Annotated in this window: 24 protein-coding genes; 20 read left to right on the forward strand and 4 right to left on the reverse strand. The window is 73.1% G+C overall.

The window, feature by feature from the left end; genetic code table 11:
• Positions 1 to 86: 86 nt before the first annotated feature.
• The 4 genes from ACZ6I1_RS29805 to ACZ6I1_RS29820 all read left to right on the forward strand — a co-directional run bounded on the left by ACZ6I1_RS29805 (position 87) and on the right by ACZ6I1_RS29820 (position 5,218).
• A complete protein-coding gene (locus tag ACZ6I1_RS29805) occupies positions 87 to 1,442 on the forward strand; it encodes an AMP-binding protein (RefSeq protein WP_469292030.1) in 1,356 nt (451 codons plus the stop codon).
• Between the two features lie 649 nt (positions 1,443 to 2,091).
• Positions 2,092 to 3,195 (forward strand): bifunctional DNA primase/polymerase, encoded by a 1,104-nt coding sequence (locus tag ACZ6I1_RS29810; protein ID WP_469292031.1) that lies wholly within the window; start codon positions 2,092 to 2,094, stop codon positions 3,193 to 3,195.
• Positions 3,192 to 4,832: a DNA primase family protein gene (locus tag ACZ6I1_RS29815; RefSeq protein ID WP_469292001.1), complete on the forward strand. Its 1,641-nt coding sequence runs from the start codon at positions 3,192 to 3,194 to the stop codon at positions 4,830 to 4,832. The genes ACZ6I1_RS29810 and ACZ6I1_RS29815 overlap by 4 nt, the downstream gene beginning before the upstream one ends.
• Complete coding sequence (locus tag ACZ6I1_RS29820) at positions 4,829 to 5,218, forward strand: DUF6009 family protein (protein WP_446594693.1); 390 nt, start codon at positions 4,829 to 4,831, stop codon at positions 5,216 to 5,218. The genes ACZ6I1_RS29815 and ACZ6I1_RS29820 overlap by 4 nt, the downstream gene beginning before the upstream one ends.
• A gap of 71 nt (positions 5,219 to 5,289) precedes the next feature.
• Here the strand turns inward: ACZ6I1_RS29820 and ACZ6I1_RS29825 are convergent, their stop codons facing one another.
• Positions 5,290 to 6,414 carry a ScbA/BarX family gamma-butyrolactone biosynthesis protein gene (locus ACZ6I1_RS29825; protein ID WP_469292002.1) on the reverse strand — a complete coding sequence of 375 codons (1,125 nt, stop codon included), beginning with the start codon at positions 6,412 to 6,414 and terminating at the stop codon, positions 5,290 to 5,292.
• 183 nt (positions 6,415 to 6,597) lie between these two features.
• On the opposite strand from ACZ6I1_RS29825, the gene ACZ6I1_RS29830 reads away from it, so the two are divergent.
• Positions 6,598 to 7,917 carry a cytochrome P450 family protein gene (locus ACZ6I1_RS29830; protein WP_469292003.1) on the forward strand — a complete coding sequence of 440 codons (1,320 nt, stop codon included), beginning with the start codon at positions 6,598 to 6,600 and terminating at the stop codon, positions 7,915 to 7,917.
• On the opposite strand, the gene ACZ6I1_RS29835 is transcribed toward ACZ6I1_RS29830, so the two are convergent.
• The gene (locus tag ACZ6I1_RS29835; RefSeq protein ID WP_469292004.1) at positions 7,844 to 8,785 is read right to left on the reverse strand and encodes an NAD-dependent epimerase/dehydratase family protein; all 942 of its coding nucleotides are present in this window, start codon (positions 8,783 to 8,785) and stop codon (positions 7,844 to 7,846) included. The genes ACZ6I1_RS29830 and ACZ6I1_RS29835 overlap by 74 nt on opposite strands.
• A gap of 160 nt (positions 8,786 to 8,945) precedes the next feature.
• On the opposite strand from ACZ6I1_RS29835, the gene ACZ6I1_RS29840 reads away from it, so the two are divergent.
• The 7 genes from ACZ6I1_RS29840 to ACZ6I1_RS29870 all read left to right on the forward strand — a co-directional run bounded on the left by ACZ6I1_RS29840 (position 8,946) and on the right by ACZ6I1_RS29870 (position 16,164).
• Positions 8,946 to 9,611: a ScbR family autoregulator-binding transcription factor gene (locus ACZ6I1_RS29840; protein WP_469292005.1), complete on the forward strand. Its 666-nt coding sequence runs from the start codon at positions 8,946 to 8,948 to the stop codon at positions 9,609 to 9,611.
• Positions 9,612 to 10,001: 390 nt separating this feature from the next.
• Positions 10,002 to 10,622, forward strand: a complete 621-nt coding sequence (locus ACZ6I1_RS29845) for a ScbR family autoregulator-binding transcription factor (RefSeq protein WP_469292006.1) — start codon at positions 10,002 to 10,004, stop codon at positions 10,620 to 10,622.
• Between the two features lie 291 nt (positions 10,623 to 10,913).
• Positions 10,914 to 11,762, forward strand: a complete 849-nt coding sequence (locus ACZ6I1_RS29850; RefSeq protein WP_469292007.1) for an AfsR/SARP family transcriptional regulator — start codon at positions 10,914 to 10,916, stop codon at positions 11,760 to 11,762.
• 91 nt (positions 11,763 to 11,853) lie between these two features.
• Positions 11,854 to 12,534, forward strand: coding sequence for a ScbR family autoregulator-binding transcription factor (locus ACZ6I1_RS29855; RefSeq protein WP_469292008.1), 681 nt, complete (start codon positions 11,854 to 11,856; stop codon positions 12,532 to 12,534).
• A 19-nt stretch (positions 12,535 to 12,553) separates the two neighbouring features.
• Positions 12,554 to 13,366: a phosphopantetheine-binding protein gene (locus ACZ6I1_RS29860; RefSeq protein WP_469292009.1), complete on the forward strand. Its 813-nt coding sequence runs from the start codon at positions 12,554 to 12,556 to the stop codon at positions 13,364 to 13,366.
• A 33-nt stretch (positions 13,367 to 13,399) separates the two neighbouring features.
• Complete coding sequence (locus ACZ6I1_RS29865) at positions 13,400 to 15,316, forward strand: beta-ketoacyl [acyl carrier protein] synthase domain-containing protein (RefSeq protein WP_469292010.1); 1,917 nt, start codon at positions 13,400 to 13,402, stop codon at positions 15,314 to 15,316.
• Positions 15,313 to 16,164, forward strand: a complete 852-nt coding sequence (locus ACZ6I1_RS29870; RefSeq protein ID WP_469292011.1) for a 4'-phosphopantetheinyl transferase family protein — start codon at positions 15,313 to 15,315, stop codon at positions 16,162 to 16,164. The genes ACZ6I1_RS29865 and ACZ6I1_RS29870 overlap by 4 nt, the downstream gene beginning before the upstream one ends.
• Before the next feature lie 129 nt (positions 16,165 to 16,293).
• Here the strand turns inward: ACZ6I1_RS29870 and ACZ6I1_RS29875 are convergent, their stop codons facing one another.
• Positions 16,294 to 17,337, reverse strand: coding sequence for an AfsR/SARP family transcriptional regulator (locus tag ACZ6I1_RS29875; protein WP_469292012.1), 1,044 nt, complete (start codon positions 17,335 to 17,337; stop codon positions 16,294 to 16,296).
• 244 nt (positions 17,338 to 17,581) lie between these two features.
• On the opposite strand from ACZ6I1_RS29875, the gene ACZ6I1_RS29880 reads away from it, so the two are divergent.
• The 4 genes from ACZ6I1_RS29880 (at position 17,582) to ACZ6I1_RS29895 (ending at position 21,916) form a co-directional block, all read left to right on the forward strand.
• Positions 17,582 to 18,403, forward strand: a complete 822-nt coding sequence (locus ACZ6I1_RS29880; RefSeq protein ID WP_469292013.1) for an AfsR/SARP family transcriptional regulator — start codon at positions 17,582 to 17,584, stop codon at positions 18,401 to 18,403.
• A 196-nt stretch (positions 18,404 to 18,599) separates the two neighbouring features.
• On the forward strand, positions 18,600 to 19,331 hold the full coding sequence (locus ACZ6I1_RS29885) for a thioesterase II family protein (protein ID WP_469292014.1): 732 nt from the start codon (positions 18,600 to 18,602) through the stop codon (positions 19,329 to 19,331).
• Complete coding sequence (locus ACZ6I1_RS29890; RefSeq protein WP_469292015.1) at positions 19,328 to 20,584, forward strand: beta-ketoacyl-[acyl-carrier-protein] synthase family protein; 1,257 nt, start codon at positions 19,328 to 19,330, stop codon at positions 20,582 to 20,584. Before ACZ6I1_RS29885 ends, ACZ6I1_RS29890 begins: the two co-directional genes overlap by 4 nt.
• 48 nt (positions 20,585 to 20,632) lie before the next feature.
• On the forward strand, positions 20,633 to 21,916 hold the full coding sequence (locus tag ACZ6I1_RS29895; protein WP_469292016.1) for an FAD-dependent monooxygenase: 1,284 nt from the start codon (positions 20,633 to 20,635) through the stop codon (positions 21,914 to 21,916).
• Positions 21,917 to 21,943: 27 nt separating this feature from the next.
• On the opposite strand, the gene ACZ6I1_RS29900 is transcribed toward ACZ6I1_RS29895, so the two are convergent.
• Positions 21,944 to 23,359 carry a condensation domain-containing protein gene (locus ACZ6I1_RS29900; RefSeq protein ID WP_469292017.1) on the reverse strand — a complete coding sequence of 472 codons (1,416 nt, stop codon included), beginning with the start codon at positions 23,357 to 23,359 and terminating at the stop codon, positions 21,944 to 21,946.
• Positions 23,360 to 23,756: 397 nt separating this feature from the next.
• Between ACZ6I1_RS29900 and ACZ6I1_RS29905 the strand changes: the two genes are divergently transcribed.
• The 4 genes from ACZ6I1_RS29905 to ACZ6I1_RS29920 form a co-directional block, all read left to right on the forward strand.
• A complete protein-coding gene (locus ACZ6I1_RS29905; RefSeq protein WP_469292018.1) occupies positions 23,757 to 25,409 on the forward strand; it encodes a class I adenylate-forming enzyme family protein in 1,653 nt (550 codons plus the stop codon).
• 49 nt (positions 25,410 to 25,458) lie between these two features.
• Positions 25,459 to 25,773: an antibiotic biosynthesis monooxygenase family protein gene (locus ACZ6I1_RS29910; protein ID WP_469292019.1), complete on the forward strand. Its 315-nt coding sequence runs from the start codon at positions 25,459 to 25,461 to the stop codon at positions 25,771 to 25,773.
• 52 nt (positions 25,774 to 25,825) lie between these two features.
• On the forward strand, positions 25,826 to 26,155 hold the full coding sequence (locus ACZ6I1_RS29915; RefSeq protein WP_469292020.1) for an antibiotic biosynthesis monooxygenase family protein: 330 nt from the start codon (positions 25,826 to 25,828) through the stop codon (positions 26,153 to 26,155).
• Positions 26,156 to 26,204: 49 nt separating this feature from the next.
• Positions 26,205 to 26,408, forward strand: a 204-nt coding sequence (locus tag ACZ6I1_RS29920; RefSeq protein WP_469292021.1) for an antibiotic biosynthesis monooxygenase family protein, incomplete at its 3' end; no start/stop codon positions are given.

Genomic DNA, 26,408 nt, shown 5'->3' on the forward strand with positions numbered 1-26,408 from the left:
CATAAGGGCATCGGCGGCCGTAGGCTGGGCACGGCGTGCAGGCCGTGCAGGCCAGGTGCGAAGGGAAGTAGCCGACCATGCCCACCATGCTGACCGCGCTCGACGGGGTGTACGGGGACCGGCCGGACGCCGTGACCGTCGCCGGCCGCTCCGCCTCCTACGAGGACCTGCTCGGCGCCGCCCGCGCGGTCGCGGCCGACGTCGCCGGAGCCCCCGCGTTCGCGGTCACCGCGACGGCCTCCCTGGAGACCGTCGCGGCCGCGGTCGGCGCACTGCTCGCCGGGGTGCCGCTCGTCCCGCTGCCGCCCGACGCCGGGCCCGCCGAACGCGAGCACATCCTGCGCGACTCCGGGGCGGCCCTCGTCGACGTGGACTTCGCCCGGCGCTCCTCCGGCTGGTCGGGCAAAGAGCCGGCGCCCGAGGACCCCGCGCTGATCCTCTACACCTCCGGGACCACCGGCGCGCCCAAGGGCGTCGTGCTCAGCGGGGCGGCCCTCGCCGCCGACCTGGACGCGCTGGCCGGGGCCTGGCAGTGGACCGCCGAGGACACCCTGGTGCACGGGCTGCCGCTGTTCCACGTGCACGGGCTGGTGCTCGGCGTGCTCGGCGCCCTGCGCACCGGCAGCCGCCTCGTCCACACCGGGCGGCCCACGCCCGAGGCCTACGCGGAGGCGGGCGGCAGCCTGTACTTCGGGGTGCCGACCGTGTGGTCCCGTATCGCCGGGGCGCCGCAGGCCGCCGCCGCGCTGTCCGGGGCCCGGCTGCTGGTCTCGGGCAGCGCGGCCCTGCCCGCTCCCGTCTTCCGGGACCTGGAGCGGCTGACCGGGCTGCGGCCCGTGGAGCGCTACGGGATGACCGAGACGCTGATCACCCTCAGCGGCCGGGCGGGCGGGGAGGTGCGCCCCGGCACGGTCGGCACCCCGCTGCCCGGGATCCGGACCCGGATCGCGGCCGAGCCGGGCGCCGAGATCGGGGAACTCCAGCTCACGGGGCCGACGTTGTTCGCCGGCTACCTGGGGCGCCCGGAGGCCACGGCCGCCGCGTACACCGAGGACGGCTGGTTCCGTACGGGCGACATCGCGGCCGTCGACGAGGCCGACGGCGTGCACCGGATCGTGGGCCGGGCCTCCATCGACCTGATCAAGTCGGGCGGGTACCGGATCGGCGCGGGCGAGATCGAGAACGCGCTGCTGGACCACCCCAAGGTGACCGAGGCGGCGGTGGTCGGCGTCCCGGACCCGGACCTCGGCCAGCGCATCGTCGCGTTCGTCGTCGCCGAGGGGGTGACCGGCGAGGAGCTCATCGAGTTCGTGGCCGCGCACCTGTCCGTGCACAAGCGCCCGCGGGAGGTGCGGTTCGTCGCGGCGCTGCCGCGCAATGCCATGGGCAAGCCGCAGAAGAAGCTGCTGCTGGCGGGGGAGTCGGGCCCGCAGGCGGGGTGAGGCCGGTCCGCGGACGGGGTGAGGCGGTCCGCGGGCGGGCTGGAAAGGGCTGGGCAGGGGCTGAGGAGGGGCGGGTCGGCTGGTGCGGCTCGCTCTTCGCTCGAGGCCCGGCCCAGGAGGGGTCGGGGGCGCCCGGAAGGGCGCTACGGGCCGGCAGCTACTGGAAGCGAGCTACTCAAGGCCCTCTGAGTCGCTCCGGGAAGATTGAAGAAACCGCAGGTCAGAGGGGTTTGATGGGGTATTCAGCGACTGAAGCGACCCAAGGTCCGGGTATATGAAGACATTCCTGCGCGTGCGCGTGTGCGCGTGTGTGCGTCATATATACGGACCTTGAGTCGCTTCAGTCGCTGTTCTTGCTTGCGTACGCCTGTGACCTGGTGTTCTGTGAGGAGCCCGACGAGCGACCGAAGGAGAAACGGTCGCTGGGAGGTGGGTCGGCCGGTCGCTGCCCCACCCGGGGGAGGCGTACATCTGTTCTGGCTCATATGCCCCGCGCCTCCCAGGGGTTTCGCTAAACTGATTTTGGGCGTTGAGTCGCTTCAGTCGCTGATGGGGGATGTGAATGGCAGCTGAGCTGCGGGATTCGCGCAGCGACCCGGCGCAGTGCACGAGAACTGCGCCCGTCGCCGCGCTCCCTGTGACGACTGCCATGTGGTGTGCCCGGCAGGGGTGGCCGGTTCACCCCCTCGCCGCGGGCCGCAAGACGCCCGTGGGCAACTGCGATGCCTGCCGCGCGCCGGGACACGACCGCACGGGATGCGCATGCCTCCGGGCGGGCCGCTGGTGCCACGGCTTCCACGCGGCCACGCTCGACGCGGCCCGGATCGGGCAGTGGTGGGGTTCCCGGCCGGATCTGGGCGTCGGCGTGGCCACCGGTCCAGCGGACCTGGTGGTCGTCGACGTCGACGCGCACGAGCGGGAACTGCCCGGCCGAGACCGGCTGCTGCCCGGCATCGGGATCGCCGACGGGATCGACCTGACCGGACTGGCCAACGGCTTTCACACCCTGGGCGTGCTGGCCGCTCTGCGCGGGGCCACCAGCCCGGCGGACGACGCCTCGACGCTGCGCGTGCGCACGCCGTCGGGCGGGCTGCACGTCTGGTACCGGGGCGGCGGGCGGCGGTGGCAGTGCTCCACCGGTTCGGGCACCGGCCGGGCGCTGGCCTGGCAGGTGGACGTACGCGCCCACGGCGGCTACATCGTGGCTCCGGGGACCGTGACCCGCGCGGGCGTCTACCGCGCCGTGGGACCCGTACGCGAACCCGCGCCGCTGCCGGACTGGCTGGCCTGGGAACTGGAGCGCACCGGGCACCTGGCGCCGGAGACCTCGGCCTCCGGGACGGCGGCTGGCGGGACCGCGGCTGGCGGGACGGCGGCTGGCGGGACGGCGGCTGCGGCCGCGCCCGCGGTCGCCGGGCCCCGGCCCGTGCCGCCGCGCGCCCGGCAGGCGGTCCTCGCGGCCGGTGGGGGCGGGGGCGTCGCGCAGCGGGTCCTGGCGGGAGTGCTCGCCGAGGTCGCCGCGTGCGCGGCCGTACCCGAAGGGGCGGCGTTCTCCGAGAAGTTGAACCGCGCCGCCTACACGGCCGGCGGGCTGGTCGCCTCCGGGCACCTCACCGAGGCCGCCGCCACGCGGGCCCTGCGGGAAGCGGCCGAGGGCGCCCGGCCCGGGCAGGAGGGCCGCTGCGGGGCCATCATCCGCGGGGGCCTGCGCGCGGGGCTGGCGCGCCCGCTGGCCCCCGGAGGCCGGGTATGAGCCCGGACCAGGAGAGCGTGCTCTCCGGCTTCGACGTCCAGGCGGTCGCGGCGCAGATCCTCGCGCAGCCCGTCCCGGCTCCCCGGGAGCCGGGTGGTGTGTCGGGTGTGTCGGGTGGGCCGGGTGTGCCGCCTGCGTCAGGTGCGTCGGATGAGGCTGGCCAGTCGGGTCAGTTGGGTCAGTTGGGTACGCCCGGTGCGTCCGCTGTGGTGTCCGGCGCGGAGTCCGGTGTTCCGGTTTCCGGCGGCGAGGCGACGGCGGACGGACTGCTGCCCGACACGCTCACCGACCGCGGCAACGCCAAGCTGTTCGTCAAGCTCTACTCCAACGACTACCGGCACGTCCCCGGGATCGGCTGGTTCCGCTGGGACTGCACCCGCTGGCAGATCGACGAGGACGACACCGCGGTGTGGGCCGCGGGCGACCTGGCGGAGTCCATCGCCACCACCGATCCCCGCGGCGTGTACACCCCGGCCGCGCTCCAGCAGCACCGCCGCCGCGCGCTCAGCACCAGCGGGATGAACGCCATGCTCGCGCAGGCGAAGTCCGCCCCGGGCATGGTGCTCAACGCGGCGCGGCTGGACGCCGACCCGTACGCGCTGTGCACACCGGCCGGTGTCGTGGACCTGCGCACCGGTCACATCCGCCCCTCCGACCCCGCGCTCGATTTCCACTCCCGCTCCACGTCGGCGGCCCCGCAGCCGATGCCCACGCCGCGCTGGAACCGCTTCCTGACCGACACCTTCGGTGAGGGGCCGGAGGGCGCGCAGATGATCGACTTCCTGCAGCTGCTGCTCGGCTACTCCGTCACCGGGGACGTCGGCGCGCAGGTGATGCCGTTCCTGTTCGGGTCCGGGAAGAACGGCAAGTCCGTCCTGCTGGACGTGCTGATGAAGCTGCTCGGCGACTACGCGGACGCGGCGCCGCCCGGGTTCCTGATGGCCCGCCCGTACGAGGGGCACCCGACCGACCTCGCCGAACTGCACGGCCGGCGGGTGATCGTGTGCAGCGAGGTCAAGCCGGGCGACCGCTTCGACGAGGCCCGGGTCAAGCTGCTCACCGGCGGCGACCGGATCAAGGCCCGCCGGATGCGGCAGGACTTCTTCAGCTTCGAGCCGACGCACAAGCTGTGGCTGCTGGGCAACCACCGCCCCGAAGTGGGCACGGGCGGCTTCGCGTTCTGGCGGCGCATGCGGCTGATCCCGTTCGAGCGGGTCGTCTCCGACGACCGCAAGATCGACAACCTGGCGGACGTCCTCGTCACCCAGGAGGGCCCCGGCATCCTCAACTGGCTCATCGAGGGCGCCCGCCGCTACCTCGGCGGCGACAAGGACCTCACGGGTCCCGAGCGGGTGCGCATCGCGACGACGGCGTACGCCGAGACCGAGGACCACACCGGGCGTTTCATCGGGGAGGCCTGCCGGCTCGATCCCGATCTGCGGGCGGAACAGGCCACGCTCTACGCGGCCTACAGGGCCTGGTGTCACAATGAGGGCGCCCCGGCGATCTCGTCCCGGGCCTTCGCGGCACGGGTCCGCGAGGTGGTGGGACTGGCCTCGCCCAAGGAAATGATCCTGTCCAACCAGCGCAAGTACTACCCGGGCATCGGCCTGCTCGCGGACGAGGAGACAGCATGAGCGCCCTCATCGCCGAGGACGAGATCGTCCACGAAGTGGACCTCGTCTGGCTCGAGGACATCAGCAGGCTCGACTACGTCCGGCAGAGCCTGGACCGGCTGCCGACCCGGCGCGGCAGGCCCGCGTACCACCGCGACGGGCGGATGGTCGGGTACGCGCTGCTGGGACCCGGCGCCAAGCCGTCCCGCTCCTCCGGCACGTTCCGGCGGCGGGTGTTCTGGCTCCTGCCGCACGACCGGGACACCGACCCGGACGGCCTGTACGCGACGGGGGCGCCGGCGGAGGCCGTGGACGCGCGGACCCTGGCCCCGGGCAGCAAGGGGCGCAAGACGGAACGCTCGGAGGGCGGCCCGATGTCGTCGGCGATGCGGGGGCTGCTGCCGTAGACCGGTGAACGGGGAAGGCGTGCGGTACGCACTCGTTCGCGTTCGTCCCGAGGGGGAGGGCATGGACGCGCTCACCCCAGGAGGTGGGAAACCAGGGCGCCTTCCGGCTCCGGGCTGCTGACCGGGCCGGAGATCAGAGCGGTGAAGACGGTCTCGTCGTTCTGCCAGCCGGTGATCTGCGCGCTCAGTACATCGGCGGCGCACGTACGGACGGGCCTCGCCTCGATCCAGACAGGGGTGTCGAACTCCGCGTACCGCTGGAAGTCGGTGTAGATGGAGGTCGGAGTCAGGGACGCCGGGTAACACAGAGCCGCGGCAGCCTGGCGGGCAGCTTCGAGCAGCACCATGCCCGGGAAGTGGTCCCCGTCGTGTTCGAACAGGATGGGATGCCGCGGATCCGGGTCGAGCAGCCAGCGGTCCGTCTCATCGGTGGGGGAGAGCACCACATCTCCGGGCAGTGCCCTGCCCACCGTGGCCGGCAGGACTTTGACGTGCGGTTGGAGGCGCGAGCGCCGGGTGGTGCTCCCCAACGCACCCCGCAGCCGCCGGTAGGTCGTGTCGGAGATGCAGGCGAACCGCCCGCCGCCTACGGCACACAGCCGGCCGTCGCGCTCGATGCTGATCTCCATGCGGAACTCGGAGAGCCGCTTGCCTTTGCGAACCACGTCGGTGCACCTCGCCCGCAGGCGCAGGTCACTGGGACCGTGCCCGATGCCCATGTTCTCCGGGTGGGTGGTGACGTTCATGTCCCAGATCAGAAAGTGGTGTCCCAGCGGGACCCCCAGCTCGGCGTGGGCGAGAAACAGTCCCACCTGGCGAAGCGTTTCCGCGGCCTGCATCGAGTCGTGGTGGAAACCATCCATGCTGATGAAGAAGGTATGGGCGCGGGGCCACTGGCCGGTGAGGGCGAAGGTGTGTTCGTCGAGCCTCTCGCAGCCGGTCAGGAAGACCTCGGCGTGGCTCGCGCGGTGGACGTACTCGCGCGGGACCGTCGTGGTCAGGCGCGGCATGGCATGAGCGCTGGTACGGATCGCGGGTCTGCGCGCCTGCCAAGGTATCCCGAAGTCCGCCTCTTGGATCGAGAGGAGGCTCATGATCGCACCGCCTATCTCCACCGTCGTGTGATGGGTTGTCGGATGGCTCAGGAGTTCCGCGCCATAAGATACAGACGCACCGGTTTTTTTTCCATCCTCCACGGCTGGAAAGTGCGGTAGCTTCCCGGTCGTGGGCAGGGGCAAGTGGTAGAAGCCCTTCCGCTTATGGGTTTTCCGGGCCTCCCGACTCCCGGCAGGGGTCGGTGCGGAACCTTGAAAAACCGGCGAGCCGGTTTTATTCTTACACGGTCCTCAAGCCCAGGCCCAGCCTTTCTGGAGACTCCGATGCCTCGTCAGCAGCAGTGCCCCTACGCGATCGACCCCATGGGCACGGACCTCCACGGGGAGGCCGCACGCTTGCGTGCGCAGGGCCCCGTGGCCCGGGTGACCCTGCCCGGGGATGTCGAGGCGTGGGCGGTGACGGACCGCGCAGTGATCAAGGAACTGCTGACCGACCCGCGTGTCTCGAGGGACGCCCACCAGCACTGGCCCGCCTGGATCGACGGCGAGATCGAGAAGACCTGGCCCCTGGCCATCTGGGTCTCGGTCCAGAACATGGTCACGGCCTACGGACCGGACCACGCCCGGCTGCGCAAGCTCGTGGCCGCGGCTTTCACGGCCCGGCGCACCGCTCTGTTGCGTCCGCGAATCGAGCGGATCGCACAGGATCTGCTCGACGCGCTCGCGCAGCTTCCGTCCGACAGCCCGGTCGATCTGCGGAAGGAGTACGCCCAGCAGCTGCCCGCCCAGGTGCTCAACGAACTGTTCGGCATTCCCGAGGAGTTCCGCGCCTCGCTGCGCAAGATCATCAACTGCTTCTTCGACACGGCCATATCGCTGGAGGAGGCGCAGCAGAACGGGATGGACCTCTACATGACGATGAGCGGCCTCATCGCCCTCAAGCGCAGCCAGCCGGGCGACGACCTGACCAGTGCCCTGATCGCGGTGCGGGACGAGGACGGCACCCAGCTGACGGAGAAGGAGCTGGCGGACAACCTGATCCTGCTCTACACCGCGGGTTACGAGCCCATGGTGAACCTGCTCGACAACGCGGTCGCCCTGCTGCTGGCCAACCCGGGGGAGCTCGCCCTGGTCCGGTCCGGCGATGCTGCCTGGGAGGACGTGGTGGAGGAGACCGCGCGGGTGGAGACGCCGGGGGCGAACGTACTCCTGCGCTACGCCGTCGAGGACCTGGAGATCGGCGATACCGTGATCCGCAAGGGGGAGCCGATCGTCATCTCCTTCATCGCCGCCGGCCGCGACGCCGCCGTGCACGGGGACGGCGCGGACCGCTTCGAGGTGACCCGGTCCACCCGCCGCGACCACCTCGCGTTCGGCCACGGAACGCACTACTGCCTCGGTGCCCCTCTCGCCAGGCTGGAAGCGCAGATCGCCCTGAGTGCGCTGTTCGCGCGCTTCCCGGACCTCTCCCTCGCCGTCCCGGCACAGCAGCTGCGCCCGCTCGAGTCGTTCCTCGTCAACGGACACCGTGAACTGCCCGTGCTGCTCGGGCCGGACGCAGGGGCTGCGTTCACCGGCGCGGAGCAGGATCAGGCCGCAGCAGTGCCCGGTACCAGGGAAGATGTGCCGGCAGGCCTTCTGTAGGCGCGGGGCCCGGGTCGCAGTCCAGCAGGCGCCAGATGTCGGTGCTCGCGAACCAGTGGTCCACCAGCAGCATGTCGAGGTGGTGGAGGGCCTGGGGTGCCTGGGCCGCACGGGCCCTGGCCTGGTCGGCGTTCAGTGTCCCGGCCGAAGGCAGGTCCAGGTGTTCACGCACCAGGTCCATCAGCGTCGCGGCCGGGATGGGCACCGGGTGGTTCGCATGGTGCACACCGGCGATGTCCCGGTCGGTGAGCGCGGCCGCGACCGCTGCCGACGCCAGGACGCCGGCGTCCACCGCGGAATGCACCGACGTGCAGTCCACTCCCGCGCGCAGGTACCGCAGCAGGCCGGCGAGGCCGGGGATCACCCAGTGGTCGCCGGTGCCGTAGACGAGGTGGGGGCGCAGCACCGTGCCGCCTGCCCGCAGGACGTGCTGTTCGGCGGCTGCGCGGGTGTGGCTGGTCGGTGAGCCGGGTCGGACCGGCAGGGCGTGGGGCTGGGCCTCCCGGAACGGGCCCCGCCCGTAAACGGAGGCAGTGCTCACATAGACTACGCGGCGCACGCCCTGCTGGAGCGCAGCGCCGACGAGGGCACGCGTGCCCTCGTCGTTCACCGTGTGCAGGGTCTGCGGGTCCCCGCTCACGGCCGAGGCGCAGTGGATGACCACGTCGATGCCCTGGCACAGCGCTCTGAGGGAGGCGGGTTCCCGCAGGTCTCCGGACACGGAGTGGATCCGGTCGTCTGAGGGCGCATCAACGCCGGCTCGGTGCCGCATCACGCGAATCCGGGCATCCGTTTGTGAATGTGCTGCTCGCAGCACATGGCCTCCGATGAACCCGCTGGCACCGGAAATAAGGATGTTCTGGGGCATTTTTCAGGACTCTCGTGGTGGGTAGGTGCAGTTCGAGATGACCGAAAACGGCACGCGTGTGCCGCTCAGCTTGTGAAAATACGGACTACCTGGTTTTGTTTCTATTGGGGGAGGTCGACATCTTGTAAAAATCAGCCCTGCTAAACCAACTGGAGGCCTCGTGGCGCGACAGGAGCGCGCGATCCGCACCAAACTCGCGATCTTGAATGCGGCGGCAGCCGTGTTCGACGAGCGCGGCTACGAAGCTGCCACCATTGGCGAGGTTCTGACCAGGGCGGGCGTCACGAAGGGCGCCTTGTACTTCCACTTCCCCTCCAAGCAGGCGCTTGCGGAGGGGGTGCTCCAGCAGCAGTTCGCGGGTGTCACCATCCCTCCGAGCTCGTGCAAGCTGCAGTCGCTCGTGGATACCGGCTTGGTGCTCGCTTACCAGATGCGGCGCGACCCGATGGTCAGTGCCGTGGCCCGGCTGTCCCTGGAACAGGACATGCGCGCGGAGTTCGGGACGAAAGCGCTCACCGAGTGGATCCAGGCGACCGAGTGGATGTTCACCGAGGCCGCCAATCAGGGCGAGTTGCTGCCGCACGTGGTGCCGGCCGAGACCGCCTGGCTCTTTTCCGGGGCCTGGACCGGGGTGCAGATCTACTCCTCGATGCTCTCGGGACGAGATGACCTGGAAGCCCGGGTGGTCTCGCTCTTCGAGCACCTGCTGCCCAGCGTCGCCGTGCCCGCTGTGCTGAACAGCCTGGTCATCTCCGTCGAACGGGCCTTGGAGCTCGGAGCCGAGAGTGAGCGCCTCGCCGCTGAAGCCGCCCAGGAAGAGGTCTGACCGCAGCCGTTTCCCCGACATTCCAGAGCACCGTGACCCCTGGGTCGCGGTGCTCTCGTGCGTTTGGCCACCTCCAGCACCGCTCGAGTGAAACCCGAGCGGTGCTCCCTTAGCTGGGGGTGGTGCGCGCACAGGCCTGCGGGGGCCGCCAGGCATTCCTCCGGGGCTGAACCTCATGGTTGCTCCGCCCAAACTTGCAAAAACCGCACAAGCGGTTTGTTACAGTGAAGGTATGGAGTCGGCCGCGTCGTGGGGGGAGCGGCCTGGTGTGACTGTGAGGGTGGTGCCGGGGTGCCATCGCGATCAGCTCCCCCGCCCCGCTCCGTGAACCACCCTCCCCGGCCTGCCTGCCTTCGCAGGTGTGGCAACCCTCGCACTACGGAGCAGTTGATGGTCAAACAGGAACGCGCGGTGCGTACGCGGGACACCCTGATCCGATCCGCGGCCGAGATCTTCGACCGGGAGGGGTTCGCGGTGGCGTCACTCACGTCGATCAGTTCGCTGGCCGGGGTGAGCAACGGGGCGCTGCACCACCACTTCATCAGCAAGGCCGCGCTGACCGACGCGGTCGAGGAGGCGGCGCTGGCCCGGCTGCTGGCCGTCACCGAGGCCGTGCTCCCGCTCGGGGCCAGCCGGATGCAGCTCCTGGTCGACGTGACCCACCAGCTGGCCGAGGCGCTGCGCGGGGACGTGGTGCTGCGGGCCGGGTTCGAGCTGAGCGGTGAGGCGTCCCGCCCGCCCCACGCCGATCTGCGCGAGTGGTGGCGGCGATGGGTCGAGGAGACGCTCAAACAGGCCGACGCCGAGGGCGAGTTGCGTCCGGACGTGACGGCCTCCGATGTGGGGAGCGCCGTGGTGGCCGCCACTGTGGGGTTCGAGGTGCTCGGGAGCCGGGAGGCGGAGTGGCTCTCGGCCGCCACCGTCAGCCGGTTCTGGCGGCTGCTGCTGCCGACGGTCGTGCCGACGGCCCTGCTCGCGGACCTCGACGTCGAGGGGACCCGCCTGCTGTAGGTGCCGCTGAGCCCCGGTTTTCCGTGATGCGAACGGAGGCCGGGGCTTTCGCATGCGCCTAAGACCGGGTGGTCTGTTTTGATCCGTATCGGTCCGCTCTGGAGGGGATGAAGAGCGGGCCTAGAGGATCCGACCTTCTCTGGTGACAGTACGTTCATGCAGGTCAGAGGCCGGTTCGTAGGTTCGTTAGCTGCGGTAACAAATAAAAACAGCGCGGTCGGTTTTGTATTGACAAACCGCCAGTCCTGTTTTTTACTGAGGGAGCCTTAGCCACGGACAGGGGAGTACGGCGTGGACATCGAAGTACTGGGCACACTGGCGGTGCGGGAGCAGGGAGTCTCCGTAACGCCCACCGCCCCCAAGCCGCGACAGGTGCTGGCACTGCTGGCCCTGCACGCAGACCAGGTCGTCCCGGTGTCGGCCCTGATCGAGGAGTTGTGGGCGGGGACGCCGCCGCGCAGCGCCCGCACCACGCTGCAGACCTACGTGCTGCAGCTGCGGACCCTCATCGCGACGGCCCTGGAGCAGGGTCAGGGCGGCGAAGGCGGCGAGGGTGGGGAAGGGCGGCGTACGGCCAAGGACGTGCTCGTCACGCTGCCCGGCGGCTACCTGCTCAACAGCGGCGGCGGTACCAGCGACGTCCGCGAGTTCGACCGGCTCGCCGGCATGGGCTACCGGGCCATGGACGCGGGCGACTTCCCGGGCGCGGCCCGGCTGCTGCGCGAGGCGCTGGCCCTGTGGTCGGGGCCGGCCTTCGCCGACGTGCAGGGCGGCATCCAGCTCGACATGGAGACCCGTCGGCTGGAGGAGACCCGGCTGTGCGCGCTCGATCAGCGCATCGAGGCCGACCTGCGGATCGGACGCCACCGCGAGCTGCTCGCCGAGCTGACCGTACTGGCCAGCCGGTACCGCACGCACGAGAACCTGCACGGCCAGTTCATGCTGGCCCTGCACCGGTCCGGCCGCCGGGGCGAGGCGCTCGACGTCTACCAGCGGCTGCGCGGAGTCCTCGTGCGCGAGCTCGGGCTCGAGCCGTCGGCCGCCCTGCGCAGGCTGCAGCGCTCCATCCTCATGGCGGGCCCCGAAAGCCCCGCGGGGGTGGCGGAGAGCGGCAACGAACGACTCGTACGCGTGGGCTGAGATGCCCGCACACCCCATCCGGCACGCCGCGGACGGCCCGGAGGTGCGGCCGCGCGACCGGACAGACACAGGTCGCCGAGGAGGAACCGCGGTGCAGGAGAGGTCGGAGCGGACCCGCAGGAAGCTGGTGCACGCGGGGGCCGAGATGTTCCACCGCAACGGTTACGCGAACGCCACCCTCGGAGGGATCGCCGCGTTCGCCGGAGTGACCAAGGGGGCGCTGTACTTCCACTTCGCCTCCAAGGACGAACTGGCCGAGGCGGTCCAGCAGCGCGGATGCGCCCTGCTGGACGAGTCGGTGCGCGAACGGCTCGACGCAGGGCTCTCCCCGCTCCGGACACTGGTCGACACCACGCACTGGATGGCCCGCACCCTGCGGGAGGAGCCGGCGATCCCGGCGAGCTTCCGCCTCACCAGGGAGTGCGCGGGGCTTCCCCAGGCGGTCGCCGACTTCCACCAGGTCTGGCTCGCGGCGGTCTGCGGGCTGCTGAGGCAGGCCCGCGACGCGGGCGAACTGCGCGCCGAGGGCTCCTGGGAGAGCGTCGAATCGCTGGTCGCCGCGGCGGCCTGCGGGATCGAGGCGATGGCCTGCACCGCGATGCCCTACGCCGAGCTGCAGCGCAGGGTCTCCGGGCTGTGGTCGCTGCTGCTGCCGCTGCTGCTCCCCGAGGGCGCGGTGCAGGAGTTCCGCCCCGACGCGGCGGCGCCCGAACTCCCGGCCTGCCCCGTGGGCGGCGCGCCGGACCACCGATACCGGACCGTGTGCCACTGAAGGCTTGGAGGAGCAATCGATGACGAACGACCATCCTGCTGACGTGCTGAGCGACCTCGTCGGAGTGCTCGGCGACGTCCTGCGGATCAAAGCGGAGAAGATCGACCCCGAGCAGACCTTCCGGACCCTGGGGCTCGACTCCCTGCTGGTCGTGGAGTTCGTGGCCGTCGTCAACAGCCGGTACGGACTGCGGGTGCGGGCGACCGACCTGTACGACTACCCCACTCCGGCGTCCTTCGCACGGGAGGTCAAGCGGGCGATGAACAGCGGAGAGGCCCGGCCGGCCGCAACCCCCGCGTTCCCCGTGGGCGTTGGCGGCGCCGAGAGCGATGCTCCCGCCGCTCCGATGGCGCCCGTCGCTGCGATCGCTCCCGCCGTTCCCGCGGCTCCGGTCGCTCCCGCCGCGGAACCCGCCGCGGAACCCGTGGCGGCGGCCACCGCCGGGTCCGCCGCGCAGCAGATCGCGGAGGTGCTGCGCGAGCAGCTCGCGGCGATCCTGTGCTGCGACGCCTGGGACATCGACACCACGGCCCCGTTCAACGTGCTGGGCGTCGACTCCGTCGTGGGCGCCGAGTTCATCGCCACCGTCAACCGCACCTTCGGCATGAAGGAGCGGTCCGTCCTGCTCTACGAACACCCCAATCTCGCAGCCATGGCCGCCTACGTCGCCGTGCGCACCGGAGCCTCCGGCCACGAGGCGCCCCCGGCCCGGGCGCCCGAACTCGCGTTCCGCCCGGCGGGCCGGGGCGACCTCGACGTCCTGCTGGACGCCGTCCGCGAGGACCGGCTCAGCGTGGACGAGGCGCTCGTGCTGCTCGCCCGACGCGGCTGAAGCCGTCTCTCTCCCCAGAAGGAGCGCGTCCAGATGGACGAGAAGGAAGTCCTGACCCGGTTCAAGAACGGTCATCTGGACCGGGCCCAGGCGGCCGCGCTGCTGACCGGCGCCGGCGCGCCCGGCCCGCGTACCCGAGGCGGTACGGGCAATGGGATCGGGACCGGGATCGGGACCGGCACCGGGGCCGGCGTGGGGACCGGAACGGGCCTCGGCGCCGGCGGCACGGTTCCGCTGCCCGTGGCCTTCCCGCGGCCGGACACCGCGCGGGAGCGGGCGCCGCGAGGGCCGTCCCCCACCGAGCGGATCGCCGTGGTCGGGATGGCCGGACGCTACCCGGGCGCGCCCGACCTCGCCTCGTTCTGGCGGCAGGCGCGCGAGGGGCACGGCAGCGCCGGAGCGCCGCCGTCCGGCCGGCCCGGCGACGAGCGGGGCCACTACCTCGAGCGCGTCCAGGACTTCGACGCCGAGTTCTTCGGGATCGAGCCGTCCGAGGCGGCCCTGATGGACCCTCAGGAACGGCTGTTCCTGGAGACGGCATGGGAAGCCCTCGAGGACGCCGGATGCACCGGCGGCCGCCTGGACGCGCTCACGGCCGCGGACGGGACCCCGCGCAGCGTCGGCGTGTTCACCTGCGCCGGGACCGCGGACTACGCACTGCTCGCGGCCCGGACCTGGACGCGCGAGCGGCCCGTGCGACTGCCCCGCGGCGGTCACTGGAGCCTGCCCAACCGGTTCTCGGCCCTGGCCGGCCTCACCGGCCCCAGCCAGTCGGTCGACTCCGCGGAGTCCTCCGTGCTCGTCGCCCTCCACCTGGCGGCGGCCGCCCTGCGCGCCGGAGAGTGCGCCGCGGCGCTCGTGGGCGGCGTCCAACTGCTGCTGCACCCCTCCAGCCGCCGTCCCGGCGCGGGCGAAGGCGTCGGCGCGCTGCTGCTCAAGCCCCTGGAGCGGGCCCTGGCCGACGGGGACACCGTCCACTGCGTGATCCGCGGGAGCGCCGTCGGCCACACCGCGCCGGGCCCGTCGGCCGCCGGACCCGGCCGCGGGTCCCGGACCGCCGCCGACGGCGACGGCCGTGATAGCGGTGACGGGAGTGACGACCGGGCTGACGGCCGGCGGGTGGTCCGTGCCGCGCTGCGGGCGGCCGGGGTCGACGCCTCCACCGTCGCCGTCCACGAGGACACCGACTCCGTACGGGCGTTCGTGGGCGCGGCCGGGGCCGTGACCGGGGCGGCCGCGCTGACCCGGGCCGTGCTCCAGCTCAGCCACCGGGTGCTGGTGCCCGGTCCGGGCAGGGCCGAGGCGCAGACCTGGGAGGGCGGGGAGCCGGCGCCGCGCAGGGCCTCCGTCGGGGCGCACGGGGCCGGCGGCTCCGCCGCGCACGTGATCCTGGAGGAGTACCTCCCCACGGCCGGTGCCGACGCGCCCGCCGGTGGCGAGGCGTCCGCCGACACCGCGGCGGCCGCCGGGGGAGCCGAGCTGTTCGTGCTCTCCGCGCCCACCCCGGCCCATCTCGCCGCCACCGTACGCCGGTTCGCGGAGCTGCTGGGCGGCGCGGGCCCGGTGCCGGCGCTGGGCGTGCTCGCCCGCGCCCTGCGCACCGGCCGCGCCGCGATGGACTGCCGGTTCGCGGCCGTCGTCGGCGACCGCGCGGAGCTCGCGGCGGCCCTGGAGCGGTTCGGGGCCGAAGGCGGTCCGTACGCCGACCTGCGGGACGGCGGCGCCGACATGCTGGACATGGGCGCCGTGCCCGAGACGGCCGACTACCTCGCCGCGCTGTGGCGGGCCGGGCGCCTGCACCAGGTCAGGAGCCTGTGGCTGGCCGGTCTGGACGTCGACTGGGCCGGGCTGGAGCGGGCCCACGGGGCGGGCGCCGTGGCCGTGCCGCTGCCCGCGTCCGCGTTCCTGCGCACCCCGGCGTGGCTGGGCGGCGAGGAGGAACGGGCATGACCACGCTGACTTCGGGGCCTGCCGGGTCCGCCGGGCCGTCCGCCGGGCCCCCCGCGCCGGACGAGAGCAGACCGGGCCCGGTCAACCTGTGGTTCTGTCCCAACGAGGACCTCGCCCCCGGGATCGCGGCCACCCTGGCCTCGTACTGGCTGGACGAGCACGAACAGGAGATCGCCGGGCGCTTCCTCTTCGAACGCGACCGCCGCCAGTACCTCGTCGCCCACGCCCTGGTGCGCCGGGTGCTGGCGCTGGAGACCGGCATCCCCGAGGCCGAGGCGATCATCTGGCGCTCCTCGCGCGGGCGGCCGTTCCTCCAGCTGCCCGCCGGAGGACTGCCGCGCGGCGCCGACACGCTGGACTTCAACCTCTCGCACGCCCACGCGTACAACCTGATGGGCGTGTCCCGGGAGCACCGCATCGGCGTGGACGTCGAGCGGCTGGACCGGGGCGAGCGCGGCCTGGAGAACATCATCGCGACGTTCTCCCCCCAGGAGCAGGAGTGGATCGCCCGCGCCGCCCCGGGGCGGCCCCGCGACCGGCGCGCCCTGCGCCTGTGGACGCTGAAGGAGGCCTACTCCAAGGCCCGCGGCCTGGGACTCGCCCTGCCCTTCGACTCCTTCGCCTTCACCCTGGCCGAGGACCAGGGCGTGCTCGCCTTCCGGCCGCCCGCCGACGACTCGGCGAGGCGCTGGCGTTTCCTCGAGGTCGAGCCGGTGCCCGAGGTGCTGGCGGCGGTGGCGGTGGAGGTCGACGCCGCCCGGCCACCGGCGGTCCACCTGCACCACGGATTTCCGTGGGGGCGCGCCGCACCGCGCCGCCTGGTGCTGCCGGAACTCGCCGGAGTGTGATGCGTGCGCGAATTCGTCCGTCCCGTTCACGAAATATCTCCGGCCCCGCGGATATCCGCTGCCGCTGGAATGGTGCTGGAGAATGTCTCGAGCCGGATCCCCGGTTATGCGGCTGCCGCTCCGATGCGGTCAGGTGACGGGCGACGCCTCCCGGACGCCTTCGGACAGGAGGGTGAAACGGCGTACGAGTTCTTCCTGTTCGCGGCCGATGGCGTCGATGCGGGCCCGGAGGCGGGCGATTTCCCCGCCCAGGTCCAGTACCGCCGAATCCGGGAGCGCCGAATCCGGGAGCGCCGAATCCGGGAGCGCCGCGGCCGGGAGCGCCGCGGCCGGGAGCGGGCCGGCCGGGGGCGGTCCGGTGCGGTCCAGGCCCGGCTCCCGCAGCAGGATCGACTCCATCCGGTCCCGCAGGGCCGGCCCGGGCCCGACGCCGATCTCGCCGAGCAGCCGCTGCCGGGCCCGCTCGTACACGCCCAGGGCCTCGGACCGGCGGCCGCACCGGTACAGGGCGAGCATCAGCAGGTCGTAGAAGCGCTCCCGGGTGGGGTGGGCCGCCGTGAGCCGCTCCAGCTCCCCGGTGACCTCCTCGTGCCGTCCGCCGCGCAGCTTCGCCTCGTGGTACGTCTCCAGGGCGGTCAGCCGGCTCTCCTCGAGCCGCTCCGCCTCCCGTGCGCAGATCTGGCCCCGTCCGCTGCCCTCCAGGGCGGGTCCGCGCCACAGCTCCAGGGCCCGGTGCAGCAGTTCGGCGGCGTGCGCGGGATCGGCCACGACCGCCGCCCGGCCCTGGGCGGAGAGCCGGTGGAAGCGCTGGGCGTCCGTACGGGCCGAGCCGAGCCGCAGCAGGTAGCCGAGCGGGTGCGTGGTGATCAGGGCCCGGTCGGGATCACCAGGGCCGGGACCGGGCGGGGCGGCGGGCGCCAGCAGCCGGCGCAGCCGGGCCACATGGGCCTGGAGCGCGTTGGCCGCGCCCGCGGGCGGGCGGTCCCCCCACAGCTCGTCGATGAGCCGGTCGGTGGAGAGCACCTCCCCGGCCCGGACGACCAGGGCGGAGAGGAGGGCGCGCTGCTTGGCGCCGGACGGCGCGATCGAGGTGCCCGACCGGGGGTCGTGCACCTCCACGGGACCCAGGACGCGGAAGTCCAGGCCGTCGCTCTGATGTACGTCCCATTCCATCGGTCACTCCTCCCGGCGATCCGTGGGAATCGCGGAAAAGACCTGTACGGACGGTCGTTGAATTACGTTCCGGCAGTCATCCCGCAAGGGAATCTAACAGTTTGACTGAAGTGCGCAAACGCCGAAGTTGGAGGTGTGGTCGACAGACGCTCAAGAAATTGGGGGGTGTTGCCCTGGGTCCCGCTACTGTGCCTCAGTCGAAGGCTTGAAATCGATGGGAACTCGACGACGTGCGGAGGAAACCGTGAAGATTCAGGTTCTGGGTCCGTTGAGTGCCGAAGTCAACGGGGGCTCGATTGTTCCGACGGCCGGCAAGCCGCGCCAGATTCTGGCGCTGCTCGCGCTCTACCCGGGGCGGGTGATGCCCGTACCGACCCTGATGGAGGAGGTGTGGGGCACCGACCTGCCGCAGAGCGCGCTCACCACCCTGCAGACCTACATACTCCAGCTGCGCAGGCGGCTCGGTACGGCCATGGGACCGGGCGACCCGGGCGGCGCCAAGGAGGTGCTGGCCACGCGGCACGGCGGATACCTGCTCCAGATCGCCCCGGAGAGCGTGGACGTCCACGAGTACGAGCGGCTGGTGGCCGACGGGCAGAGCGCCTTCGAGGAGGGCGACGACGAGCGCACCGCCGCCAAGCTGCGGCAGGCGCTGGCCCTGTGGCAGGGACCGGCGCTGGTCGACGTACGCGTCGGGCCGATCCTCGAGATCGAGGTCATGCGCCTGGAGGAGAGCCGGCTGGTGACCGTCGAGCGGCGCATCGACGTGGACCTGCGGCTCGGCCGGCACACCGAACTCATCGCCGAACTCTCCGAGCTGATCGCCCGCCACCCGCAGCACGAGGGCCTGCACTCGCAGGCGATGGTGGCGCTCTACCGCTCGGGCCGGCAGGCCACCGCGCTCGACGTCTACCGCAAGCTGCGGATGCGCCTCATCGAGGACCTCGGCGTGGAACCCTCGCCGCAGCTGCAGCGCCTGCACCAGGCGATGCTGACGGTGGATCCGGCGCTCGACGTGCCGGCCGGACCGCGCCGCGGTTCCACGTTCGACCTGTACGCGGCCTGACAGGCGGCACGGGGACGGCTGGTGCGGTGCCGGGGCCGCGCCCCGGCAGGACCTTCCGGTCACGGCAGTGGACCGCGGACGGTGGCCGAAGGCCGCGGTCCGCGGGGGCGTGACCCGGATCCGGGAGGTGCTCGAGCCTCCCTCGAGCGGGGCTGGTCAGGGTGGGGTGGATACGGTGGGCGAGGAAGGACGGGGCATGGCACGGGAACAGGACGTGCGGCTGGTGTGCTTCGCGCACGCGGGAGCCGGGACCTCGGCCTTCCACCGCTGGAGCGAACTGCTCGGCCCCGGAGTGACCCCCGAGCCCCAGCTGCTTCCGGGCCGCGACGGGCGCCGCCGCGAGGCGCGGGTGACCACCCGCGAGGCGCTCCTGGAGGACCTGCGCGAACTGTTCAAGGAGCAGCCGCCCGGCCCGTACGTCCTGTACGGGCACAGCCTCGGCGGGCTGATCGCCTACACGCTCACGCGCGCGCTGGACGACGCGGGACTGCCGCTGCCCGAACTGCTGGTGATAGGCGCCGTCCCGCCGCCCGACGTGTTCGCGGGGGCGGCCTTCGCCGCCGACGCCCCCGACGACGAACTGATGCGCATCCTGGAGAGCTTCGACGGCGTGCCCGCCGGCATCGAACCCGGCGTGTGGCACCGCTTCGTCTTCCCCGTGCTCCGCGACGACCTGCGGCTGGCCGCCTCGCTGCGCGCCGCCGCCCTGGACCCCGTCGCCGGCGGCCCGGTGCCCGTCCCGCTGCTGGCCGTCGCCGGCAGCGAGGACCCGGTGGGCCCGCCCGAAGTGCTCCAGGGCTGGAGCACGTGGACGACCGCGGGCTTCGAGGCGCGCACCGTGCCCGGCGGACACTTCTTCGTACGCGACGGTGAACTGCCGAGACTGCTCGGGCAGGTCTGCCGGACGGTGGGGCGGTCCGGGCGTTGAAACGCGTGGTCATCACCGGTATCGGGGTGGTCGCCCCGGGCGGTGGCGGCACCAAGGGCTTCTGGTCGATGCTGACCGCCGGGCGCTCCGCCACCCGCGCGGTCACCTCCTTCGACGCGCGGCCGTTGCGCTCGCGCGTCGCCGCAGAGATCGACTTCGACCCCCGGGAGCACGGGCTGAGCGCGGCGCAGGCCGCCGACCTCGCCCGCGTGACGCAGTTCGCGCTGGCCGGCGCCCGCGAGGCGCTCGCCGACAGCGGGGCGGCTGCGACCCTCGACCCGCTGCGCACCGGGGTCGCGCTGGGCAGCGCCCTGGGCTGCGCCTCCGAGCTGAGCCTGGAGTACGCCGTGGCCAGCCACGTCGGCGCCCGCTGGCTGGTCGACCACACCCGGGCGGTGCCCCAGCTGTACGACTACTTCGTACCCGGTTCGCTGGCCGCCGAAGTGGCAAGGGACGCGGGGGCGCAGGGACCCGTCTCGTTCGTCGCCGGAGGCTGCACGGCAGGCCTGGACTCGCTGGGCCACGCGGCCGAGCTGATCCGCGAGGGCAGCGCCGACGTGGTGCTCGCCGGAGCGGCCGAGGCTCCGGTCTCGCCCGTCGTCATGGCCTGCTGCGACACCGTCCGCATCACCTCGCGGCGCAACGCCGAGCCCTCGAGCGCAGCCCGGCCCTTCGACCGGACCCGGGACGGGTTCGTGCTCGGCGAGGGCGCCGCCGTCCTGGTCCTGGAGGAGCGGGAGCGGGCCCGCCGGCGCGGCGCCCGGGTGTACGCGGAGCTCTCCGGCTACGCGAGCCGGGCCGCCGCCCAGCACATGACGGGGCTCAGCCCCGACGGTGCGGAGCTGGCCGCGGCCATCGGCGCCGCGCTCGACGAGGCCCGCCTGGACCCGTCCGCCGTGGAGTACGTCAGCGCGCACGGCTCGGGCACCCGGCAGAGCGACCGGCACGAGACCGCGGCCGTCAAGCGCGCGCTCGGCCGGCACGCCCGCCACGTGCCCGTCAGCGCGATCGCCTCGATGACCGGATATCCCCTCGGCGCGATCGGTGCCTTCCAGGCCGCCGCCGGGGCCCTCGCGATCGAGTACGGAACGGTGCCGCCCACCGCACACCTGCGGGTGCCCGACCCGGAATGCGACCTCGACTACGTGCCCGGGACCGCCCGTCACCAGCACACGAGCGCGGTGCTGGCCCTCGGCAGCGGATTCGGCGGGTTCCAGAGCGCGCTCGTGCTGACCCGGCCGGAGACCGCCTGACCGGACCGCCCGGAGCGACCGGACCGACCCACGACGGAGGGACACCCCATGGACCACCCCGATCCGTGCCCCGCGGCCACCGCCGCCGAGACCGGGACCGACGTGTGCGTCGTCGGCGCCGGGCCCGCCGGGCTGGCACTGACCCTCATGCTGCTGCGCTCCGGCGTCCGCGTGACGCTGATCGAGCGTTCCACGGCCCTGCGCCGGGAGTTCCACGGAGAGGTCCTTCAGCCGGGCGGCCAGCGGATCCTCGACGCGCTGGGCGTCCTGGGGGCGGCGCGGGCCCGCGGCTCGCTCGCCCTGACCGGCTTCCAGGTACTGGACCAGGGCCGGGTGCTGCTCGACATCGACTACGGGCGGCTGCCCGCCCCGTACGACCACCTGCTGGCCCTTCCCCAGCCGCACCTGCTGGCCGAACTCCTGGACGCCTGCCGGGAGCTGCCCGGCTTCACGCACCTGGAGGGCCACCGGGTGTCGGCCCTGCTGGAGACGCGGCCCGGCAGCCCGTGCACCGGGGTCGTCGCGCGGGGCCCCGACCGGGAGCCCGTCACCGTGCGCGCCCTGGCCGTGGTCGGCGCGGACGGCCGGTTCTCCAAGACCCGGGCGCTGGCCGGGATCGGGGCCGGCCGGTCCGACTCCTTCGCCCACGACGTGGTGTGGTTCTCGCTGCACGCGCCCGGCCGGGCCACCGGGAAGGTCCGCGTGCACCGGGCCGCCGGAAGCGCCGTCCTGGTCCAGGACAGCCACCCCGACCGGCTGCGGATCGGCTGGACCCTGCCGCACGGCGGATGGAGCCGGCCGGGCCGCGGCATCGAGGAGATCCGCGGCGAACTGGCGCGGGCGCTCCCGCAGTTCGCGGACCTGCTGCACGAGCAGCTGACCTCGCTGAACCAGCTCACCCTGCTCGACGTCTTCGCCTCGCACGCCGAGGAGTGGACCCGCGACGGCCTCGTCCTGATCGGGGACAGCGCGCACACGCACGGCCCGATCGGCGCCCAGGGCATCAACCTCGCCCTTCAGGACGCCGCCGCCCTGCACCCGGTGCTCGTGGAGGCGCTGGGCCGGGGCGCGGTCACGGCGGCGGACCTGCAGCCGTACGCCCGCCGCCGGGCGGCGGCGGCCGCGGCCGTCCACCGGATGCAGCGGATGCAGGCGCGCGCGATGTTCGGGGCGGACGGGGCGTTCGCCCGGTTCGCGCTGGCCCGCGCCGCCGGGCTGGTCACGCGCACCCCCATCGGGGGGAAGATCACGCGCAAGGTCGCGTTCGGGACCGATCCGGTGGCGGTGCGCACCGATCTGTTCACCGCGTCGGCGGCGCACCGGCCGGGCTGACGGCACAGCGGCCCCGGCCGCCCGGGCTCAGCGGAAGCGGGCCTTGGGGTGGTCGGCGACATCGCCGAGCAGCCCGAAGTAGTCGGCGCGCAGCTGGCGGATGCGGGCCTCGGAGAACACGGACGGGTCGTACGTGAACACGCAGTGCGCGGCGCGCTCGTCGTGCCGCAGCAGCAGGGTCAGGGGACGGGCCGCCGGGGCGGGAGCGGACGTGAACGGCTCGGCGCGCAGCCGGCCGCCCCAGGAGGCGGAGCCCCACCGGGGCCCGCCGGCGGCCGGTCCGGCGCCGAACTGCACCTCGCCCAGCTGCTCCACCAGCCGCGGCCGGCGCAACTGCGCGGCGACCGGCTCCAGCGGCACCTCGTGGTGCGCGAAGTCCCATGCGCTGGCGAGCCGTACCTGGTCGACGACCTCGCCGAAGGAGGGCGCGCCCGTCAGATCGGCCCGCAGCGCCACCGCGTGGGACAGTGGGCCCAGCATGCGCTGCTCCCCGCCCCGCCCGCGTTCGGGGACCGGCCCGCGGACGGTGATGTCCCGCTGGCCCGACCAGCAGGCCAGCAGCAGCTGGAACGCGGCCAGGCCCACCACCTGCACGCCGGTCCGGTGCCGGCGCGCGGCCTCCGAGATCTTCGCGGACAGCTCCTGCGGCAGCGGGAAGGACAGGGCCCGCCCGGGGCCCGGGGTGCGCCCGGGCGCACCGGGCGCGCTCAGGTCCCAGGGCAGGACGGCCGGTTCCGCGCCGTTGAGCCGGCGCAGCCAGTACTCGGTGCTCTCGTCGACGCGTCCTTGCGCCGCGCGCTGCTGCTGCCAGGCGGCGAGGTCGGCGTACTGGGCGGCCGGGCGGTCCGCCGGCACACCGCGGTAGGCGGCCGCGAGGTCCGCGACGAGCACGCCGAGCGCGGGGGAGTCGGCGATCAGCTCGTGCAGGACGAAGACGGCCACGTGGTCGCCCGGGCCCTGGCGCAGCAGCCGCAGCCGGGCCAGCGGTTCGCGCGCCGGATCGAACGCACGCTCGCGTTCCGCGGCGACGGCCGCGGGCACCTGCGAGGGCCGGACCTCCGCCAGTGAGACGGGTACGGGCAGTTCGTCCGGCGCCGCGACGACCTGGGTCAGCCGGCCGTCGTGCACGCGGTAGTGGCTGCGCAGGATCTCGTGCCGGCCGGCGACGGCCCGCCAGGCGGCCGCCAGGGCCTGGGCGTCCAGTTGTCCCGTCAGCCGCAGCGTGCCCGTCACCACCGGGGGGCGGGTCCGGTGCGGGAGTCCGGCCCAGAGCGCCTCCTGGCTCGGTGAGGCCGCGAAGCGCAGCGGGCCGAGGCCGGGCGGACGGGGCAGCCGCGGGAGGGCGTCCGGCTCCGGCTCGGGTCTGGGTCTGTGCTCGGGATCGGCGTCCGCCGTCAGCGGGGCCGGGGCCCCGGCCTCATCCATCAGTACCGTCGTCACCATCGGTTCAACGCCTCCTCGGCGATCAGCGCCGTGAGGCTCGCCGCCGCCCGGCCCGGCGGGCGGGGCGGGCGGCACCCCCGGCGGGTGTCCGGGCAGTGCGAGGTCACGCGAACAGTAGGGCGGGCCGCGGGCCACGACCCGATTTCTCGAGCGCCCGTCCATCGCACGCGTGGCGGTCGTCGATTCCGATCACCGCGCGACAACCATCGCGACGCGTCCTGTGGCGCGGCTTGAGCACGCTTCGAAGCTCCTTCGAGCAGCAATGCGGACGGTGGTACCCGACCCTCCCGCAGGGAGCCGCCCCTCCGGCCCCCGCCGCCGGCCCCCGGCCGCCCCGCCGCCGGCCGCCCGGCCCGGCCCGATCCGACCGTCAGCCGCCCGACCAGTGAGGAAAGCCGTGCCGCGATTCACGTATCCCGAACTCCCGCTGGACGCCCTGCTGCGCCGGGCCGCCGTCCGCGACCCCGGCGGCTGCGCCATCACCGCGGCCTCGGGCGCGGTCACCTTCGCGGAGCTCGACGACCGGGCCGACCGGTACGCGGCCTACCTGGAGCAGCGGCTCGGCCGCCGCGGCGCCCGCGTCGGAGTCGCCAACGTCCTGGACGCGGACTTCGCCGCCGCGTACTACGGCACCGTCCGCAGCGGCAACACGGTCGTCCTGGTCAACCCGCTGATCAAGGAGGCCGGGCTGGTGCACGTCTGCGCCACGGCCGGGGTGGAGCTGGCGCTGGTCCCGACGGCGACGGCCGAACTCCTCGTCAAGGCGCGCGAACGGCTGCCCGCCCTCGCCGAGGTCGTCGTGACCGACGCGCCCGACGGGGTGGTGCCCGCGGACACCGTGCCGCTGGCCGTGGCCCTGGACCGGGTGCCCGAGGGCCGTCCCACCGCCGCGCACGGCCGCGGCACAGACGGCACCGTCAGCCCCGGCCCCGGCAGCGCCGGCAGCGCCGACCTGTCCGCCGACGCCTGCATCCAGTTCACGACGGGCACCACGGGCCTGCCCCGCGGAGTCCGCCTCAGCCACCGCAACCTGGTGGCCAACGCCGCCCAGACCGCCCACGCGCACGGCCTCGGCAGCGACAGCGTGACCCTGAACCACCTGCCGCTCTTCCACGTCATGCACCTCAACTCGGCGATCTACGCGGGAGCCCGCCAGGTGCTGTGCGCCGACCCGGCGCCCACGGCCGCGCTCGAGCTGGCCGCCCGCACCGGAGCCACGCACTTCTACGGACTGCCGGCCCGCCTGCACCAGCTCGCCGCCGCCGTTCGCGCCGGCGGGCAGGACGGCGCCGAGCGGCCCGCCCCGCCCGCCGGGCTGCGGCTGCAGGCCGTCCTGTCCGGCGGCACCGCCCTGGCCCCCGCCGCCGCACGGCAGCTCCAGGACTGGCTCGGCGTGCCCGTCGTCCAGGGCTACGGGATGGCCGAACTCTCCCCGCTCGCCCACAGCCAGGACCCCGCGCACCCGCTGACCGGCTCGGTCGGTGCCCCCGTGGCCGGGACCCAGTGCCGGGTCGTCGACCTCGGCTCCCGCGAGCCGGTCGACGTGTACAGCACCGGCGAGGTCCAGATCCGCGGACCGCAGGTGATGACCGGATACCTCGGCGACGACGGCCCGGGGCACCTGGACGCCGACGGCTGGTTCTCCACCGGCGACGTCGGCTACATCACCCCCGACGGGGTGCTGTTCCTGGTGGACCGGCTCGGCGACGTCTTCAAGTACGACAACGAACTCGTCTCCCCGACCGCCGTCGAGCGGATCCTCGCTGACGACCCCCGCGTCGCCGACTGCGTGGTCGTCGGCTGGCCCGACCCCGTCCACGGGGCCCTGGTGTGGGCGGGGATCGTGCTGCGCGAGCCGACCGCACCGGGACTGCTCGACCTCGTCGACTCGATCGTGGTGCGGGCCAACGAGCGGCTCGCGCCCTTCGAGCAGATCCGCCGCGTCGAGGTCATCGACTCCGTTCCGCGCACGCCCGTCGGCAAGCCGGAGCGCCGCGGCCTGCGCCGCACCCTCCACGAACGGGCCGCCGCCGAGGCCGCTGCCGCCTGATCCGCGTTTCCGTTTCCTGTCGCTATGCCCCTGATTTGAGGAGAAACCCATGCTGTCCTTCATCAACAAGATGACCGTGCTCGGTGACGTCAATGAGTTCCTGGCCGCGAAGGAGCCGGTGACGGCGTACCTGGCCGGTACGGCCAAGCACGTGGGCGGCCGCACCCTGCGCAATCTCAGTGAGCCGAACGTCTTCATCTACATCGCGCACTGGGAGGACAAGGAGGCCTTCGAGGCCGCCGTGGGCAGCGAGGAGTACAGCGCTCTGGCCGCGCCGCTGGCCGCGCTCGTCAAGTCCGAGCCGGGCACCTGGACCACGCTCCCCGACGGCGAGCGCCTCCAGGCGGACGGCACCTACGCCTGATCGCCGTCTCCGTCCCCCTGCCCGCCGCCCCCCGATCCGAGGAGAGACCACCATGGTGACCTTCATCAACAAGCTGACCGTGTTCGGCGACGTCAACGAGTTCCTGGCCGCCAAGGAGCCGCTCACGGCCTTCATGAGCGCCCAGCCCGGTCACGTCGGCAACCGCACCCTGCGCAACCTCGACGAGCCCAACGTCTTCATCGAGATCGCCCACTGGGACGACCACGCCGCCCACCAGGCCGTCGTGGCCAGCGCCGAGTTCCGCGCCCTCGTGGCCCCGCTCGTCGCGCTCGCCAAGCCCGAGCCGGCCCTGTGGACGACCCTCCCGGAGGGCGAGCGCCTGCAGGAGGACGGCACCTACGCCGAGGCCGCTGCCGCCTGATCCGCGTTTCCGATTCCTGCCGCTACGCCCCTGATTCGAGGAGAAACCCATGCTGTCCTTCATCAACAAGATGACCGTGCTCGGTGACGTCAACGAGTTCCTGGCCGCGAAGGAGCCGGTGACGGCGTACCTGGCCGGTACGGCCAAGCACGTCGGAGGCCGCACCCTGCGCAATCTCAGTGAGCCGAACGTCTTCATCTACATCGCGCACTGGGAGGACAAGGAGGCCTTCGAGGCCGCCGTGGGCAGCGAG

It is taken from the genome of Streptomyces sp. NPDC046303 (genome assembly GCF_055588085.1).